Genomic DNA, 14003 nt, shown 5'->3' on the forward strand with positions numbered 1-14003 from the left:
GGGCCGCATCCCGGGATCGGGAGGCGGCCCTTCGTTCTGTCTGCGGCCGCGCTTACTTGCGGATCAGGCTCCGCAGCACGTACTGCATGATGCCGCCGTTACGGTAGTAGTCCGCCTCGCCGGGGGTGTCGATGCGGACGACCGCGTCGAACTCCACACCGGTGTCGGTGGAGACCTTGACCGTGCGCGGCGTGGTGCCGTTGTTGAGCTCCTCGACGCCGGTGAAGGAGAAGGTCTCCTCGCCGGTCAGGCCGAGGGACTGGGCCGAGGCGCCCTCGGGGAACTGGAGCGGGAGCACGCCCATGCCGATGAGGTTCGAGCGGTGGATGCGCTCGTACGACTCGGCGATGACGGCCTTGACGCCCAGCAGCGCGGTGCCCTTGGCGGCCCAGTCGCGGGACGAGCCGGAGCCGTACTCCTTGCCCGCCAGGATCGCGAGCGGGGTGCCCTGCTCGATGTAGTTGCGCGAGGCGTCGTAGATGAACGACACCGGGGCGCCTTCATCGGACCGGGTGAAGTCGCGGGTGTAGCCGCCCTCGGTGCCCGGCGCGATCTGGTTGCGCAGGCGGATGTTGGCGAACGTGCCGCGGATCATGACCTCGTGGTTGCCTCGGCGCGAGCCGTAGGAGTTGAAGTCACGACGCTCCACACCGTGCTCGGTGAGGTACTTGCCGGCCGGGGTGTCGGCCTTGATGGCGCCGGCCGGGGAGATGTGGTCGGTGGTGACCGAGTCGCCCAGCTTGGCCAGCACGCGCGCGCCGACGATGTCGGAGACCGGGGTGGTCTCCATCGTCATGCCCTCGAAGTACGGGGGCTTGCGGACGTAGGTGGACTCGGCGTCCCACTCGAAGGTGTTGCCGGTCGGGATCGACAGCGCCTGCCACTGGGCGTCGCCCGCGAAGACGTCCTGGTAGGACTTGTTGAACATGTCCTCGCCGATGGCGTTGGCCACGACGTCGTTGACCTCGGCCTCGGTGGGCCAGATGTCAGCGAGGTAGACCGGCTTGCCCTCGGTGTCGACGCCGAGCGCGTCCTTGGTGATGTCCACCTTCATGGAGCCCGCGATGGCGTACGCGACGACCAGCGGCGGGGAGGCCAGGTAGTTCATCTTGACGTCGGGGTTGATCCGGCCCTCGAAGTTGCGGTTGCCGGAGAGCACCGAGGTCACGGCCAGGTCGTGCTCGTTGACGGCCTTGGAGACCTCCTCCGGCAGCGGGCCGGAGTTGCCGATGCAGGTGGTGCAGCCGTAGCCGACGAGGTTGAAGCCGACCTTGTCGAGGTACGGGGTCAGGCCCGCCTTGTCGAAGTAGTCGGTGACGACCTTCGAGCCCGGGGCGAGGGTGGTCTTGACCCACGGCTTGCGGGTCAGGCCCTTCTCCACGGCCTTCTTCGCGACGAGCGCGGCGGCGACCATGACGTACGGGTTCGAGGTGTTGGTGCACGAGGTGATCGCGGCGACGGTGACGGCGCCGTGGTCGATCTCGTACGTCGAGCCGTCGGGGGCCGTGACCAGGGTCGGGCGGGACGGGACGCCGTTGTGCTCGGCCGGGGCGTCGGAGGCCGGGAAGGACTCCTTGCCCGCCTCGTCGTCGTCCTCGACGTAGTTGCGGACGTCCTGCGCGAACTGCTGCGCGGCGTTGGCCAGGACGATGCGGTCCTGCGGGCGCTTCGGGCCGGCGATGGAGGGGACGACCGTGGAGAGGTCGAGCTCCAGCTTCTCGGAGAAGTCGGGCTCGGCGGCCGGGTCCAGCCAGAGGCCCTGCTCCTTGGCGTACGCCTCGACGAGCGCGACCTGCTGGGCGTCGCGGCCGGTCAGACGCAGGTACTTCAGGGTCTCGTCATCGATCGGGAAGATCGCGGCGGTGGAGCCGAACTCCGGCGACATGTTGCCGATGGTGGCGCGGTTGGCGAGGCTCGTGGCCGCCACGCCCTCGCCGTAGAACTCGACGAACTTGCCGACGACGCCGTGCTTGCGGAGCATCTCGGTGATCGTGAGGACGAGGTCGGTGGCGGTGGTGCCGGCCGGGAGCTCGCCGGTCAACTTGAAGCCGACGACGCGCGGGATGAGCATGGAGACCGGCTGGCCGAGCATCGCGGCCTCGGCCTCGATGCCGCCGACGCCCCAGCCGAGCACACCGAGGCCGTTGACCATGGTGGTGTGGGAGTCGGTGCCGACGAGGGTGTCGGGGTACGCCTGGCCGCCCCGCACCATGACGGTGCGGGCCAAGTGCTCGATGTTCACCTGGTGGACGATGCCGGTGCCGGGCGGGACGACCTTGAACTCGTCGAAGGCGGTCTGGCCCCAGCGCAGGAACTGGTAGCGCTCCTTGTTGCGGCCGTACTCCAGCTCGACGTTCTGGCCGAAGGCGTCCTTCGTGCCGAACTTGTCGGCGATGACGGAGTGGTCGATGACCAGCTCGGCCGGGGCCAGCGGGTTGATCTTCGCCGGGTCGCCGCCGAGCTCCTTCACGGCCTCGCGCATGGTGGCGAGGTCCACGACGCAGGGGACGCCGGTGAAGTCCTGCATGATCACGCGGGCCGGCGTGAACTGGATCTCCTGGCTCGGCTGGGCCTGAGAGTCCCAGCCGCCGAGCGCCCGGATGTGGTCGGCGGTGATGTTCGCGCCGTCCTCGGTGCGCAGGAGGTTCTCCAGGAGAACCTTCAGGCTGTAAGGGAGGCGAGCGGAGCCCTCGACCTTGTCCAGCTTGAAGATCTCGTACGACTCGTCGCCCACGCGCAGCGTGGCGCGGGCGTCGAAGCTGTTCGCCGACACGACAGTCTCCTTCTTCAATGTGCGCGTACTACCTCAATGCTGCCGCCACGGCTTCTCGCCGATCCGCTAAGGTAAGGCTTAGTTAGGTCACCCTTACCGGATGGCGGCTGCGGTACGCCTTCGGCAGATATCTCGATGTCGAGATAACTCTAGTACATGACCGCTGCTCGGTCATGCCCGGACCTTGTGTCCTGCGCCGCTTCGACGCGCCCGGGCGCAGCCTCGCCGCGTCCGCGTGCCGCTTCGACGTGCCTGCGCGGCGCCTCGATGTGCCCACACGTGACACTGCGGCATGCCGGCGCGCAGCCTCGCTGCGCCCGCGCGACGCCTCGGCGTGCCCGCGTATGGCCTCGCCGCGCCCACGCGTGCCGCTTCGACATGCCCGCGCGCGGCGAGCGCTCCCCCATCCGGGGGCGGTCGTGATGCCGCTGTTACGGTGATCTTCACCGACAGGGGGAGCATGTCCGAGATCACACCGGACCACGTCTTCACGGGGCACGTCCACGTCTGGCACTGCGAGGAGGGGTGGGGCGTTCTCGCGTCCCCCGCTCTGCCCGAGATGGCGTGGGCGCACTTCTCAAGCATCGAGTCCAGCATGGCGCAGGCCGACTCCGGGGGCTTCCGTGAGCTGACGGCGGGTCAGTCCGTCACCTTCTCGGCCGAGGAAGCCGAGCAGGACGGATACCACTGGCGGGCGCTGCGCGTCTGGCCCGGACCGCCAACACAGCGACCACGTAAGCGGAACGAACGACTCGGCCGCCGTCACCCGGATGGCCCACCCGGCACGAGGGGATCTCATATCTGAGATAGCCTGCCGCCATGGCAGACGACTACCTCGTACGCATCGGCAAGCTCATCCGTGACGCCCGTCAGCATCGTGGCTGGACACAGGCGCAGCTAGCCGATGCGCTCGGCACCAGCCAGAGCGCCGTGAACCGCATCGAACGCGGAAACCAGAACATCAGTCTTGAGATGATCGCTCGGATCGGCGAGGCGCTCGACAGCGAGATCGTCTCGCTCGGCTACGCGGGGCCGATGCATCTGCGCGTCGTCGGCCGCCGCCGGCTCTCCGGCGCCATCGACGTCAAGACGAGCAAGAACGCGTGCGTGGCGCTGCTGTGCGGCTCGCTGCTCAACAAGGGCCGCACGGTGCTGCGTCGGGTGGCGCGCATCGAGGAGGTCTTCCGGCTGCTCGAGGTGCTCAACTCCATCGGAGTGCGCACCCGCTGGATCAACGAGGGCGTCGACCTGGAGATCGTGCCCCCCGCGCAGCTCGACATGGACGCGATGGACGCGGAGGCCGCGCGGCGGACCCGGTCGATCATCATGTTCCTCGGCCCGCTGCTGCACCGGATGGACACCTTCCGGCTGCCCTACGCCGGCGGCTGCGACCTCGGCACGCGCACGATCGAGCCGCACATGATCGCGCTGCGCCGGTTCGGCCTGGACATCACCGCGACGGAGGGCATCTACCACGCGGTGGTGGACCGTTCGACCTCGCCGGACCGCCCGATCGTGCTGACCGAGCGCGGCGACACGGTGACCGAGAACGCGCTCCTGGCCGCGGCCCGCCACGACGGCGTGACCGTCATCCGCAACGCCTCGTCCAACTACATGGTCCAGGACCTGTGCTTCTTCCTGGAGGCGCTCGGCGTCAAGGTCGAGGGCATCGGCACGACCACGCTGACCGTGCACGGCATGCCGACGATCGACGTGGACGTCGACTACTCCCCCTCCGAGGACCCGGTGGAGGCGATGAGCCTGCTCGCGGCCGCGGTGGTCACCGAGTCGGAGCTGACGATCCGCCGCGTCCCGATCGAGTTCCTGGAGATCGAGCTGGCGGTGCTGGAGGAGATGGGCGTCGACCACGACCGCTCCAGCGAGTACTCGGCGGACAACGGCCGCACCCGGCTGGTGGACCTGACGGTGCGCCCCTCCAAGCTGGAGGCGCCGATCGACAAGATCCACCCGATGCCCTTCCCGGGCCTGAACATCGACAACGTCCCGTTCTTCGCGGCGATCGCGGCGGTGGCGCAGGGCCAGACGCTGATCCACGACTGGGTCTACGACAACCGCGCGATCTACCTCACCGACCTCAACCGCCTGGGCGGCCGCCTCCAACTGCTGGACCCCCACCGCGTCCTGGTCGAGGGCCCGACCCGCTGGCGAGCGGCGGAGATGATGTGCCCGCCGGCCCTGCGCCCGGCGGTGGTGGTCCTGCTGGCGATGATGGCCGCGGAGGGCACGTCGGTGCTGCGCAACGTGTACGTGATCAACCGCGGGTACGAGGACCTGGCCGAGCGACTGAACTCGGTGGGCGCGCAGATCGAGATCTTCCGGGACATCTGAGGCGTCTCCAGGCCGGGGAGACCTTCTCCGGCCTGGGCCGTCTGGGGGCCGTCGACCGTGTCATCGCCTCGGCGAAGGACGCGGTCGACGGCTTTGCGCGCTCGTGCCCGGCTCCCGGGCGTCGACCCCGGCCGTTCGGGCGACAGGCAGACCGCCTCTGACGCCTGCCCCGGCCCGCGGGGGCATCCCTCGATGGACGAAAGGGAGACACGATGCCGCTCTACCTGTCGAGGTTCAGCTACACCCCGGAGACCTGGGGGAGGCTGATGGGCCGCCCCGAGGACCGGGCCAAGGCCGCTCAGTCGTACATCGAGTCCGTCGGCGGGAAGCTCCATGGCTTCTGGTACGCCTTCGGCACGCACGACGGCTACAACCTCTGGGAGGCCCCGGACAACGTGTCCATGGCCTCGGTCGCGCTGGCGATCAGCGGAGGCGGCGCGCTGAGCTCGTTCGAGACGACCGTCCTCCTGACCGTCGACGAGACGATCGAGGCCCTGCGCAACGCCGAGCAGATCCGGTACCGGGCTCCTGGCGCCTAGCGACCCGGTCGCGGCGGTGCGTGGAATGCGGACCAGGTCCCCGGCGTTGTCGCAGGGGTGAGCGAACCGTCCGGCGATGACGCGTTCCCGCCCGTCGACCGCGCCTTGGTGCGCGAGCGGCTGGCGGTCGAACGCGCCGGGACGAACGCGCAGATCGAGGCGTTGAGCCGGGACTACGACGCGATCGTCGAGGCGAACGCCCTGGTGGCGGTCGACGACGAGCACGACCCGGAGGGGTCCAGCACCGCCTTCGAGCGGGCCCATGTCGCCTCCCTGCTGGCGCAGGCGCGCGTTCATCTGGCCGATCTGGAGCGGGCGCTGGAGCGGCTGGAGCGCGACGACTACGGGCGGTGCGAGGAGTGCGGCGAGCCGATTCCGGCGGAGCGGCTGGAGGTCCGGCCCGCCGCGAGCACCTGTGTGCGGTGCGCGGCGGGCCGTCCCCGCTGAACCGGGGGTTCCAGGAGCGTCAGGACACCGACTCGGTGGTGGGGGCGCATCAGACCTGGCCGGGCGTGATCCCGCCCTTCAGTCGTTCGATGTCCGAGGGGCGGACCTGGATGGCCAGCAGGGCGATCACCGCCGCGATCACCGTGAAGATGGCGGCGACGATGAAGGCGGCCGACACGCCGGAGGTGAGCACCGCGTCGCTCCAGGGCGGCGGCAGTTCTCCGGTGCGCTCGAAGCGCAGACGCTCCGCCGGGGTCGCCTGGAACAGGTAGGCCGGTATCTGGACCGCCGCCTCGTTGCGGCTGGCCGTGCCGAAGACCGTGACCAGGATGGACAGGCCGAGCGACCCGCCCACCTGCTGGGTGGCGTTGAGCATGCCGGACGCCGCGCCCGTCTCATGGGTGGGCACGCCCGAGACCGCCATCAGGGTCAGCGCGACGAAGTTCATGCCCATGCCGAGGCTGAAGACGAGCATCGGCCCCAGGACGCTGCCCAGATACGTGGAGTGGATGTCGGTCAGGGTCAGCCAGGACAGGCCCACCGCGGCGAGGACCGCGCCCGTCACCATGAACGGCTTCGGGCCGTACTTCGGCAGGAGTTGGGAGGCCAGGCCCGCGCCGACCGCGATGAGCGCGCTCACCGGCAGGAAGGCGAGGCCGGCTTGGAGCGGGCTGAAGTCCAGCACGTTCTGCACGAACAGGGTGAGGAAGAAGAACATCCCGAAGATGGCCGCGGCCAGGCTCAGCATGATCCCGTACGTGCCCGCACGGTTACGGTCGGCGAACATATGCAGCGGGGTGATCGGCTGCTTCGAGCGGCGCTCGACCAGGATGAACGTCGTGAGCAGCACGATCGCCGCCCCGAACGACGCCAGCGTGAGGGGGTCCCGCCAGCCTTCCTGCGCGGCCCGGATGAAGCCGTAGACCAGCGAGACCATGCCGAGGGTCGAGGTCAGCGCGCCGGCCACGTCGAAGTGGCCGGGGTGGCGCTCGGACTCCTTGATGTAGTGGGGCGTGGCGAGGACGATCAGCAGTCCGATCGGCACGTTGACGAAGAGCACCCACCGCCAGTCGAGCCACTCGACGAGCAGTCCGCCCGCCAGCAGCCCGATCGCGCCGCCGCCCGCCGAGACGGCGGCGAAGACGCCGAACGCCCGGTTCCGTTCCGGGCCTTCGGTGAACGTGGTGGTGATCAGCGCGAGCGAGGTCGGCGAGGCGATGGCGCCGCCGGCGCCTTGAAGGGCTCGTGCGGCGAGGAGTTGGCCCGCGTTCTGGGCGAGGCCGCCGAGCAGCGAGGCGACGACGAAGAGCAGCACGCCGAAGATGAAGACCCTGCGCCGGCCCAGGATGTCGCCGGCGCGCCCGCCGAGCAGCAGCAGACCGCCGAAGGTGAGCGTGTAGGCGCTGACCACCCAGGACAGCGACGTCGTGGAGAAGTTCAGCGAGGTCTGGATGTGCGGCAGCGCGATGTTCACGATGGTGATGTCGAGGACCACCATCAGCTGGCAGGAGGCGATGACGAGGAGAGCGATCCCGTGCCCGCCGCCTTTCTTCGAGGCGGCGGTCTGCGAGGTGGGTGTCGGCTGCGGTCTCGGCGGTGTCGTCATGGCGCATCGTGCCCTCGGGGGCGGCGGTCAGTAGACGCTGGCGTCCACTATTCGACCGTAGACCCGGCCTCTGAGGCTCACCAGTCGATCAAGGCCGGACCGGCGGGCGCGGGGAGGCGGGCGGCCCGTCCCCCGCCGGCCGCCCGCCCGCGCCCTCGATCACCGCCCGTACCGCGCCAGTTCCCGATCACCGCCCGTACCGCGCGAGTTCCGGCACTACCCGGCCCCGTAAGGCGTCGACGCGCTCAGCCGGTCTCGGCGATGAAGCCGCGCAGCGCCTGCGCCAGACGCTCCGGCTGGTCCTCCGCGATGAGCGTGCAGCTGTCCTCGATCTCCAGCAGCCTGCCCTGCGGCAGCAGTTCGGCCAGCCTGCGCCCGTGCTCGCGCGGCATCATCCGGTCCTCCGTCGCCCACACCACCAGGGCGGGACGGTCGAACTTCCGCATTCCGTCGACCGCTTCGAGCAGTTCGCTCTTGCGTACGGCGCCGTTGTAGCGCCGGAAGTCGTTCCGTACGGCCTTGTCGGTGCGCAGCGGAAGCAGCCAGCCGTCGACGATCTCGTCCGGGACCCGGCGCTTGGTCAGCGCGCCGAGGCCGATCGGCAGTCCGCGCAGCGGCTTGAGGGAGAGCACACGGGCCATCAGCGCGACCCCTCCGGGGATCTTGCAGACGACGGAGATCATCTTGCCGGGCGCGCCGGGCGGGTAGTTGTCGAAGGCCTCGCAGGAGGTGAGCACCAGCCGGGCGAGGCGTTCGGGATGGCGGCCGGCGACGGTCTGGGCCCGGCCGCAGTCGTTCTCGACCAGGGTGACCTCCCGCAGATCCAGCCGGTCCATGAACTCCGCGATCAGGTCGACGACGGAGTCGGGGCTGAGCGGCACGTCCTGCCGCATCGGCGTGCGGTGCGCGCCATAGGGCAGGGTCGGCGCGATACAGCGGTGGTCGCGGCCGAGGTCGGCGACGACCTTGCGCCAGACCGTGGCGTCGTGGACCAGACCGTGCAGCAGGACGACCACGGGGCCGGGGCCGCCGGTGTCCTCGTACGCGATGGTCCCTGCGGTGAGTTCGATCTCGGGCATCTTTGCTCCCCCTCGAGTAGACCCCTGCGGACCCGTCAGGTCACTGACCGTCAGGTCACGACGGAGCGGACCGGGTCGCGATCGTCAGGCTATCGAGCCCCTCCAGACGCTCCGACACCGGCTGACGTCAGGTCAGGGCAGCACCGCGAAGCCGTCGATCTCGACGAGGCACTCCTCGTCCCAGAGCCGGACCACGCCGATCACCGCCATCGCGGGGTAGTCGCGGCCCGCCAACCGCCGCCAGATGCGGCCCAGTGCGGAGGCGTGCGCACGGTAGTCGGCGACGTCGGTGGCGTAGACGGTGACCCGGGCCAGGTCCTGCGGGGCGCCGTCGGCGGCCGCGAGCGCGGCCAGCAGATTGGAGAGCGCCTTCTCGAACTGCTCGGGCAGGGTCTCGCCGACCACCTTGCCGTCGGTGTCGAGCGCGGTCTGCCCGGCCAGGAACACCAGCCGTGTGCCGCTGGCCGTGACGGCGTGCGAGAAGCCGGCCGGCGGGGAGAGGTCGGCCGGGTTGTGACGTTGCAGGCTCATACGTACGGCTCCTTCGCGTGCGGCTTCGATGCGGACGGCGTCGAGACGGACGGCTGCGACCCGGGCGGCTGCGCCACGGTCGCCCTGGACGGCGCGGGCACCATGGGCGCCATGGACGGTGCGTTCGCCATAGGCGGCGCAGTGGCCGTGGCCGGCGCGTTCGCCATAGGCGGCGCGCTCGCCACCGTCGGCGCGAACACCACGGTCGCCGTGGCCGGCGCGGGCGCCATAGGTGGTGTGCGCACCACGGGCGCCATAGGCCGCACGGACGCCACGGCCGCCATGGACGGCGCGGTGGCCACCGTCGCCATGGCCGGCGCGCTCGCCGCGGACAACGCGGGTGCCGCGGGCACCATGGTCGGCGCGCGCGCCACGGACAGCGCGGGCGCCACCGTGGCCGGCGCGGGTGCCACCGTCGCCACCGTCACCATGGCCGGCGCGCTCGCCACGGGTACCACCGTCGCCACCGCCACCCCCGTCGCCGCCGACAGCTCGTTCACGTGCGCTCCTTCGTCTGCCGCTCCTCGTACGGCCCTCTCGTGTGCCGCTCCTTCGAGTACAGCTCCTTCGCGATGATCGTGCGCTGTACCTCCGTCGCGCCCTCGTAGATCCTCGGCGCCCGCACCTCGCGGTACAGATGCTCCAGCAGGTGGCCCCGCTGCAGGGCGCGGGCGCCGTGCAGCTGGACGGCTGCGTCCACGACGTACTGCGCGGTCTCCGTGGCCAGCAGCTTCGCCATGGCGGACCGCTTGGGCACGTCCGCCGCGCCCGAGTCGTACGCCTCCGCCGCCGCGTACACCAGCAGCCGCGCCGCCTCGGTCCGCACGGCCATCTCGGCGACCTGGTGGGAGACGGCCTGGAGGTCCTTGAGCGGTCCGCCGAAGGCCGTGCGGCGGGCCGTGTGGGCCAGAGTCGCGTCCAGGGCCGCCTGGGCCATCCCGACCGCGAACGCGCCGACGCTCGGGCGGAACTGGTTGAGCGTGCTCATCGCGACCCGGAAGCCTCCGTTCTCATCGCCGAGCATGTCGTCCCTGGTCACGGGCGTGCCAGCGAAGGCGAGCGCCCCGATGGGATGCGGCGAGAGCATCTCCAGGGGGCTCCCGGTCAAACCCTCCCGGTCGGCGGGCACCAGGAACGCGGTGATCCCCCGTGCGCCCGCGCCATGACCCGTTCGGGCGAAGACGGTGTAGAAATCGGCCTCCGGGGCGTTGGAGATCCAGCGCTTCTCGCCGCTGAGCCGCCAGCCGTCCCCGTCGGGCACGGCCTCCAGCGCGAGCGCCGCCGCGTCCGAGCCCGCGCCGGGCTCGCTCAGGGCGAAGGCGGACACCGCCCGGCCGGCGATCACCTCGGGCAGCCAGCGCTCCCGCTGCGCTGCCGTGCCCGCCTGGACCAGCGGATAGGCGCCGAGCCCCTGGAGGGCGAGGGCGGTCTCGGCCTCCGTGCAGCTGTAGGCCAGCGACTCGCGCAGCAGACAGAGCTCCAGCGCACCCGCTCCGAACAGGCGTTGCAGCAGTCCCAGCTCGCCGAGGGCGGCGACCAGCGGGCGGTTGACGCGCCCCGCCTCGCCCTTCTCCGCCAGCGGGCGCAGCTTCTCCGCGGCCAGGGTGCGCAGCTCGTCGCACCAGGCCTGCTGTACCGGATCGAGCGAGAATACGGGCATTCGTGCCCCCACTTCATGCGCATCTATCGCGGACTGTTGACTGTCGTCACCTTAACGATACGCTCGTTTCGCGACCCCACCACGACAAGGGGGCGAACCATGGAGCTGTCACCCTCGGCCCACCTCGACACGTTTGCGCGCGACCATCTGCCGCCCGCCGGGCAGTGGCCTGAACTCGTCTTCGACCTGCCCGAGCTCTGCTATCCGGAGCGCCTCAACTGCGGGGCCGAGCTGCTGGACCGCACCATCGAGCGGTTCGGCGCGGACCGGCCGGTCTTCCGCACCGGCGGCGGGGAGGTGTGGACGTACGGAGAGCTGCGCGACCAGGTCGACCGGATCGCTCACGTCCTCACCTTCGTCCTCGGCGTGGTCCCCGGCAACCGCGTGCTGCTGCGCGGCCCGACCACCCCCTATCTGGCCGCCTGCTGGCTGGCGGTGATGAAGGCGGGCGCGGTCGCGGTCACCGTGCTGGCCCAGCAGCGGGCCAAGGAGCTGACCGCGGTCTGCGAGATCGCCGCCGTCAGCCACGCCCTGTGCGACGTCCGCTCGGTCGACGAGCTGGTCAAGGCCGAGGCGCCGGGACTGCGCGTCACGGCGTACGGCGGCGACTCCCCCGACGATCTGCTGTCCCTGGCGGCCGGCGCGCCCTCGGAGCCGTACGCCACCGTCGCCACCGCCGCCGACGACGTGGCCCTGATCGCCTTCACCTCGGGCACCACGGGCCGCCCGAAGGGGTGCATGCACTTCCACCGGGACGTGCTGGCCGTGGCCGACACCTTCTCCGCGCATGTGCTGCGGCCCGAGCCGGGCGATGTGTTCGCGGGCAGCCCGCCGCTGGGGTTCACCTTCGGGCTCGGCGGTCTGGTCATCTTCCCGATGCGGGCCGGGGCCTGCTCCCTCCTGCTGGAGCAGGCGGGACCCAGGCAGCTGCTGCCCGCCATCGCCGAGCACCGGGTCTCGGTGCTGTTCACCGCGCCGACCGCCTACCGATTGATGCTCGACGAGCTCGACGGGCACGACACCGGCTCGCTGCGGCGCTGTGTGTCGGCCGGCGAGAACCTGCCCGCCGCCACCTGGCAGTCCTGGCACGAGCGGACCGGGCTGCGCATCATCAACGGCATCGGCGCGACCGAGCTGCTGCACATCTTCATCTCGGCGGCGGACGAGTCGATCCGTCCCGGGGCCACCGGAGTCCCCGTCCCGGGGTGGCACGCGCGCGTGGTGGACGCCGCGGGCTCGCCGGTGCCGGACGGCGAGGAGGGGCTGCTGGCCGTGCGCGGCCCGGTGGGGTGCCGCTATCTGGGCGACCCCCGTCAGGGTGAGTATGTGCGCGACGGCTGGAACCTCACCGGCGACACCTACATACGCGACGCGGACGGCTGGTTCCGCTATGTCGCCCGCGCGGACGACATGATCATCTCGGCCGGGTACAACATCGCCGGACCCGAGGTCGAGGACGCGCTGCTGCACCACCCCGACGTGGCGGAGGCGGCCGTGGTGGGCCGCCCGGACCCGGTGCGGGGGCAGATAGCGGTGGCGTACGTGGTGCTGCGCGAGGCCGTCCCGACCGGCGAGGACACCGCGGCGGCGCTCGTGGCGGCCGTCAAGCAACGGCTCACTCCGTACAAGTGCCCGCGCGAGATCGTCTTCCTCGACGCGCTTCCGCGCACCCCCACCGGCAAGCTGCAGCGCTTCCGTCTGCGGGCTCTAGAGTGATCACGTGGCCGAGCAGCACACTCCCCGATCCCTGATCGTCACCCTGTACGGCGCGTACGGACGCGAACGGCCGGGCTCCGTCCCCGTGGCCGAGCTCATCCGGCTGCTCGCGGTCCTCGGCGTCGACGCCCCGTCGGTGCGCTCGTCCGTCTCCCGGCTCAAACGGCGCGGTCTGCTCGTCCCCGAGCGCACCCCGGACGGCGCGGCCGGCTACGCCCTGTCGGCCGACGCCCGCCAGCTGCTCGACGACGGCGACCGGCGGATCTACGCCCGCCCCTCGCCGCTGCTGACCGACGGCTGGGTGCTCGCCGTCTTCTCCGTGCCGGAGGCCGAGCGCAACAAGCGCCATCTGCTCCGCTCGCGCCTGAGCCGGCTGGGCTTCGGGTCGGCGGCGCCGGGCGTGTGGATCGCGCCGGCGCGGCTGTACGACGAGACGCGGCACACGCTCCAGCGGCTCCAGCTCGATCCGTACGTCGAGCTGTTCCGCGGCGAGCACCTGGGCTTCGCGCCGACGGCGGAGGCGGTGGCGCGCTGGTGGGACCTGGGGGCCATCGCCAAGCAGCACGAGGAGTTCCTGGATCTGCACGAGCCGGTGCTGCGGGCCTGGGAGGCGCGCGAGGACGCTCCCGCGCAGGACGCCTACCGGGACTATCTGCCGGCCCTGGACTCCTGGCGGCGGCTGCCGTACGCGGATCCCGGGCTGCCGGCCGAGCTGCTGCCGCAGGGCTGGCCCGGCGGACGCTCGGCGGAGGTCTTCGCACGGCTGCACGCGCTGCTGCGGGACGCGGGCGCGGCGTTCGTGCAACCGTCGGCGCAGGAGCCCGCGTCGTAGCGGACATGAGCGATCGGGGGACGCTTGAACCGATGTGGCTGGTCGCGGCCAATGTCGTGCTCTGGCGGCGGTACGGCGAACTGGGGCAGGAGCTGCGGCCCGGCACCAAGGCGTACCGGGGCGGCACGAAGGTGTATGTCGTATCGACGCATGCGGGCATGGGCAGCGAGCAGCTGACGACGGTCGGGCACGGACGGCACAACAGCCACTGGATCACCATCGACACCAGCGCCCGGCATCTGCACACCTTCCGCGCCACGCTGGTCTACACGCCCGCGGTGCTGCGCCGGTACGACGCGGCGGGCTTCGGGCCGCCGCTGACGCGGGAGCAGACGGAGGAGCGGGCGGAGTTCCTCGAACGGGTGGCGGCCGAGGGGCGGCGCACGTCCCACCGCGGCCCGCATCCCGACCCCTGCCGGTGCCATGAGTGCCTGAGCGGGCCGCCCGCCCGCCTCGGCTGACCGGGCCGAC

The 14003-nt window shown here is 71.1% G+C and carries 13 protein-coding genes; 8 read left to right on the top strand and 5 right to left on the bottom strand.

Features of this window, described 5'->3' with window-relative positions; translation table 11 throughout:
* Window positions 1-52 precede the first annotated feature (52 nt).
* A complete protein-coding gene (gene acnA / locus AB0M39_RS09755; RefSeq protein ID WP_365362073.1) occupies window positions 53-2773 on the bottom strand; it encodes an aconitate hydratase AcnA in 2721 nt (906 codons plus the stop codon).
* A 460-nt stretch (window positions 2774-3233) separates the two neighbouring features.
* Here acnA and AB0M39_RS09760 point away from each other — a divergent pair, with 460 nt between their 5' ends.
* The 4 genes from AB0M39_RS09760 (at window position 3234) to AB0M39_RS09775 (ending at window position 6108) form a co-directional block, all read left to right on the top strand.
* A complete protein-coding gene (locus AB0M39_RS09760; protein ID WP_365362075.1) occupies window positions 3234-3578 on the top strand; it encodes a cold shock domain-containing protein in 345 nt (114 codons plus the stop codon).
* Window positions 3579-3592: 14 nt separating this feature from the next.
* The gene (locus AB0M39_RS09765; protein ID WP_365362077.1) at window positions 3593-5122 is read left to right on the top strand and encodes a UDP-N-acetylglucosamine 1-carboxyvinyltransferase; all 1530 of its coding nucleotides are present in this window, start codon (window positions 3593-3595) and stop codon (window positions 5120-5122) included.
* 212 nt (window positions 5123-5334) lie between these two features.
* Window positions 5335-5661, top strand: a complete 327-nt coding sequence (locus tag AB0M39_RS09770) for a GYD domain-containing protein (RefSeq protein WP_365362079.1) — start codon at window positions 5335-5337, stop codon at window positions 5659-5661.
* 57 nt (window positions 5662-5718) lie between these two features.
* A complete protein-coding gene (locus AB0M39_RS09775; RefSeq protein ID WP_365362081.1) occupies window positions 5719-6108 on the top strand; it encodes a TraR/DksA C4-type zinc finger protein in 390 nt (129 codons plus the stop codon).
* A 49-nt stretch (window positions 6109-6157) separates the two neighbouring features.
* Here the strand turns inward: AB0M39_RS09775 and AB0M39_RS09780 are convergent, their stop codons facing one another.
* The 3 genes from AB0M39_RS09780 to AB0M39_RS09790 form a co-directional block, all read right to left on the bottom strand.
* Window positions 6158-7714: an MFS transporter gene (locus AB0M39_RS09780; protein ID WP_365362083.1), complete on the bottom strand. Its 1557-nt coding sequence runs from the start codon at window positions 7712-7714 to the stop codon at window positions 6158-6160.
* A 245-nt stretch (window positions 7715-7959) separates the two neighbouring features.
* Window positions 7960-8793, bottom strand: coding sequence for an alpha/beta hydrolase (locus AB0M39_RS09785; RefSeq protein WP_365362085.1), 834 nt, complete (start codon window positions 8791-8793; stop codon window positions 7960-7962).
* 132 nt (window positions 8794-8925) lie between these two features.
* Window positions 8926-9324, bottom strand: a complete 399-nt coding sequence (locus AB0M39_RS09790) for a RidA family protein (RefSeq protein WP_365362086.1) — start codon at window positions 9322-9324, stop codon at window positions 8926-8928.
* On the opposite strand from AB0M39_RS09790, the gene AB0M39_RS09795 reads away from it, so the two are divergent.
* Window positions 9307-9900: a hypothetical protein gene (locus AB0M39_RS09795; protein ID WP_365362088.1), complete on the top strand. Its 594-nt coding sequence runs from the start codon at window positions 9307-9309 to the stop codon at window positions 9898-9900. The two genes, AB0M39_RS09790 and AB0M39_RS09795, sit on opposite strands and share 18 nt — an antisense overlap.
* Here AB0M39_RS09795 and AB0M39_RS09800 read toward each other — a convergent pair.
* Window positions 9821-10984 (bottom strand): acyl-CoA dehydrogenase family protein, encoded by a 1164-nt coding sequence (locus AB0M39_RS09800; RefSeq protein WP_365362090.1) that lies wholly within the window; start codon window positions 10982-10984, stop codon window positions 9821-9823. The genes AB0M39_RS09795 and AB0M39_RS09800 overlap by 80 nt on opposite strands.
* A 99-nt stretch (window positions 10985-11083) precedes the next feature.
* Here AB0M39_RS09800 and AB0M39_RS09805 point away from each other — a divergent pair, with 99 nt between their 5' ends.
* From AB0M39_RS09805 to AB0M39_RS09815, 3 genes are read left to right on the top strand one after another with little or no spacing between them, the layout of a single operon-like run.
* Window positions 11084-12700: an AMP-binding protein gene (locus AB0M39_RS09805; protein WP_365362092.1), complete on the top strand. Its 1617-nt coding sequence runs from the start codon at window positions 11084-11086 to the stop codon at window positions 12698-12700.
* Window positions 12701-12704: 4 nt separating this feature from the next.
* Entirely contained in the window at window positions 12705-13532 is an 828-nt protein-coding gene (locus tag AB0M39_RS09810) for a PaaX family transcriptional regulator C-terminal domain-containing protein (protein WP_365362094.1), read from the top strand.
* A 5-nt stretch (window positions 13533-13537) separates the two neighbouring features.
* Complete coding sequence (locus tag AB0M39_RS09815; protein ID WP_365362096.1) at window positions 13538-13993, top strand: hypothetical protein; 456 nt, start codon at window positions 13538-13540, stop codon at window positions 13991-13993.
* The last annotated feature ends 10 nt before the right edge of the window (window positions 13994-14003 follow it).

The organism is Streptomyces sp. NPDC051907 (assembly GCF_040681075.1).
Classification (GTDB): domain Bacteria; phylum Actinomycetota; class Actinomycetes; order Streptomycetales; family Streptomycetaceae; genus Streptomyces.

What these genes read in the sequence shown, in the direction of transcription:
- AB0M39_RS09760 (WP_365362075.1), top strand. Translation starts at nt 3,234, where the DNA reads ATGTCCGAGATCACACCGGACCACGTCTTCACGGGGCACGTCCACGTC.
- AB0M39_RS09765 (WP_365362077.1), top strand. Translation starts at nt 3,593, where the DNA reads ATGGCAGACGACTACCTCGTACGCATCGGCAAGCTCATCCGTGACGCC.
- AB0M39_RS09770 (WP_365362079.1), top strand. Translation starts at nt 5,335, where the DNA reads ATGCCGCTCTACCTGTCGAGGTTCAGCTACACCCCGGAGACCTGGGGG.
- AB0M39_RS09780 (WP_365362083.1), bottom strand. Translation starts at nt 7,714, where the DNA reads ATGACGACACCGCCGAGACCGCAGCCGACACCCACCTCGCAGACCGCC.
- AB0M39_RS09785 (WP_365362085.1), bottom strand. Translation starts at nt 8,793, where the DNA reads ATGCCCGAGATCGAACTCACCGCAGGGACCATCGCGTACGAGGACACC.
- AB0M39_RS09790 (WP_365362086.1), bottom strand. Translation starts at nt 9,324, where the DNA reads ATGAGCCTGCAACGTCACAACCCGGCCGACCTCTCCCCGCCGGCCGGC.
- AB0M39_RS09800 (WP_365362090.1), bottom strand. Translation starts at nt 10,984, where the DNA reads ATGCCCGTATTCTCGCTCGATCCGGTACAGCAGGCCTGGTGCGACGAG.
- AB0M39_RS09805 (WP_365362092.1), top strand. Translation starts at nt 11,084, where the DNA reads ATGGAGCTGTCACCCTCGGCCCACCTCGACACGTTTGCGCGCGACCAT.
- AB0M39_RS09815 (WP_365362096.1), top strand. Translation starts at nt 13,538, where the DNA reads ATGAGCGATCGGGGGACGCTTGAACCGATGTGGCTGGTCGCGGCCAAT.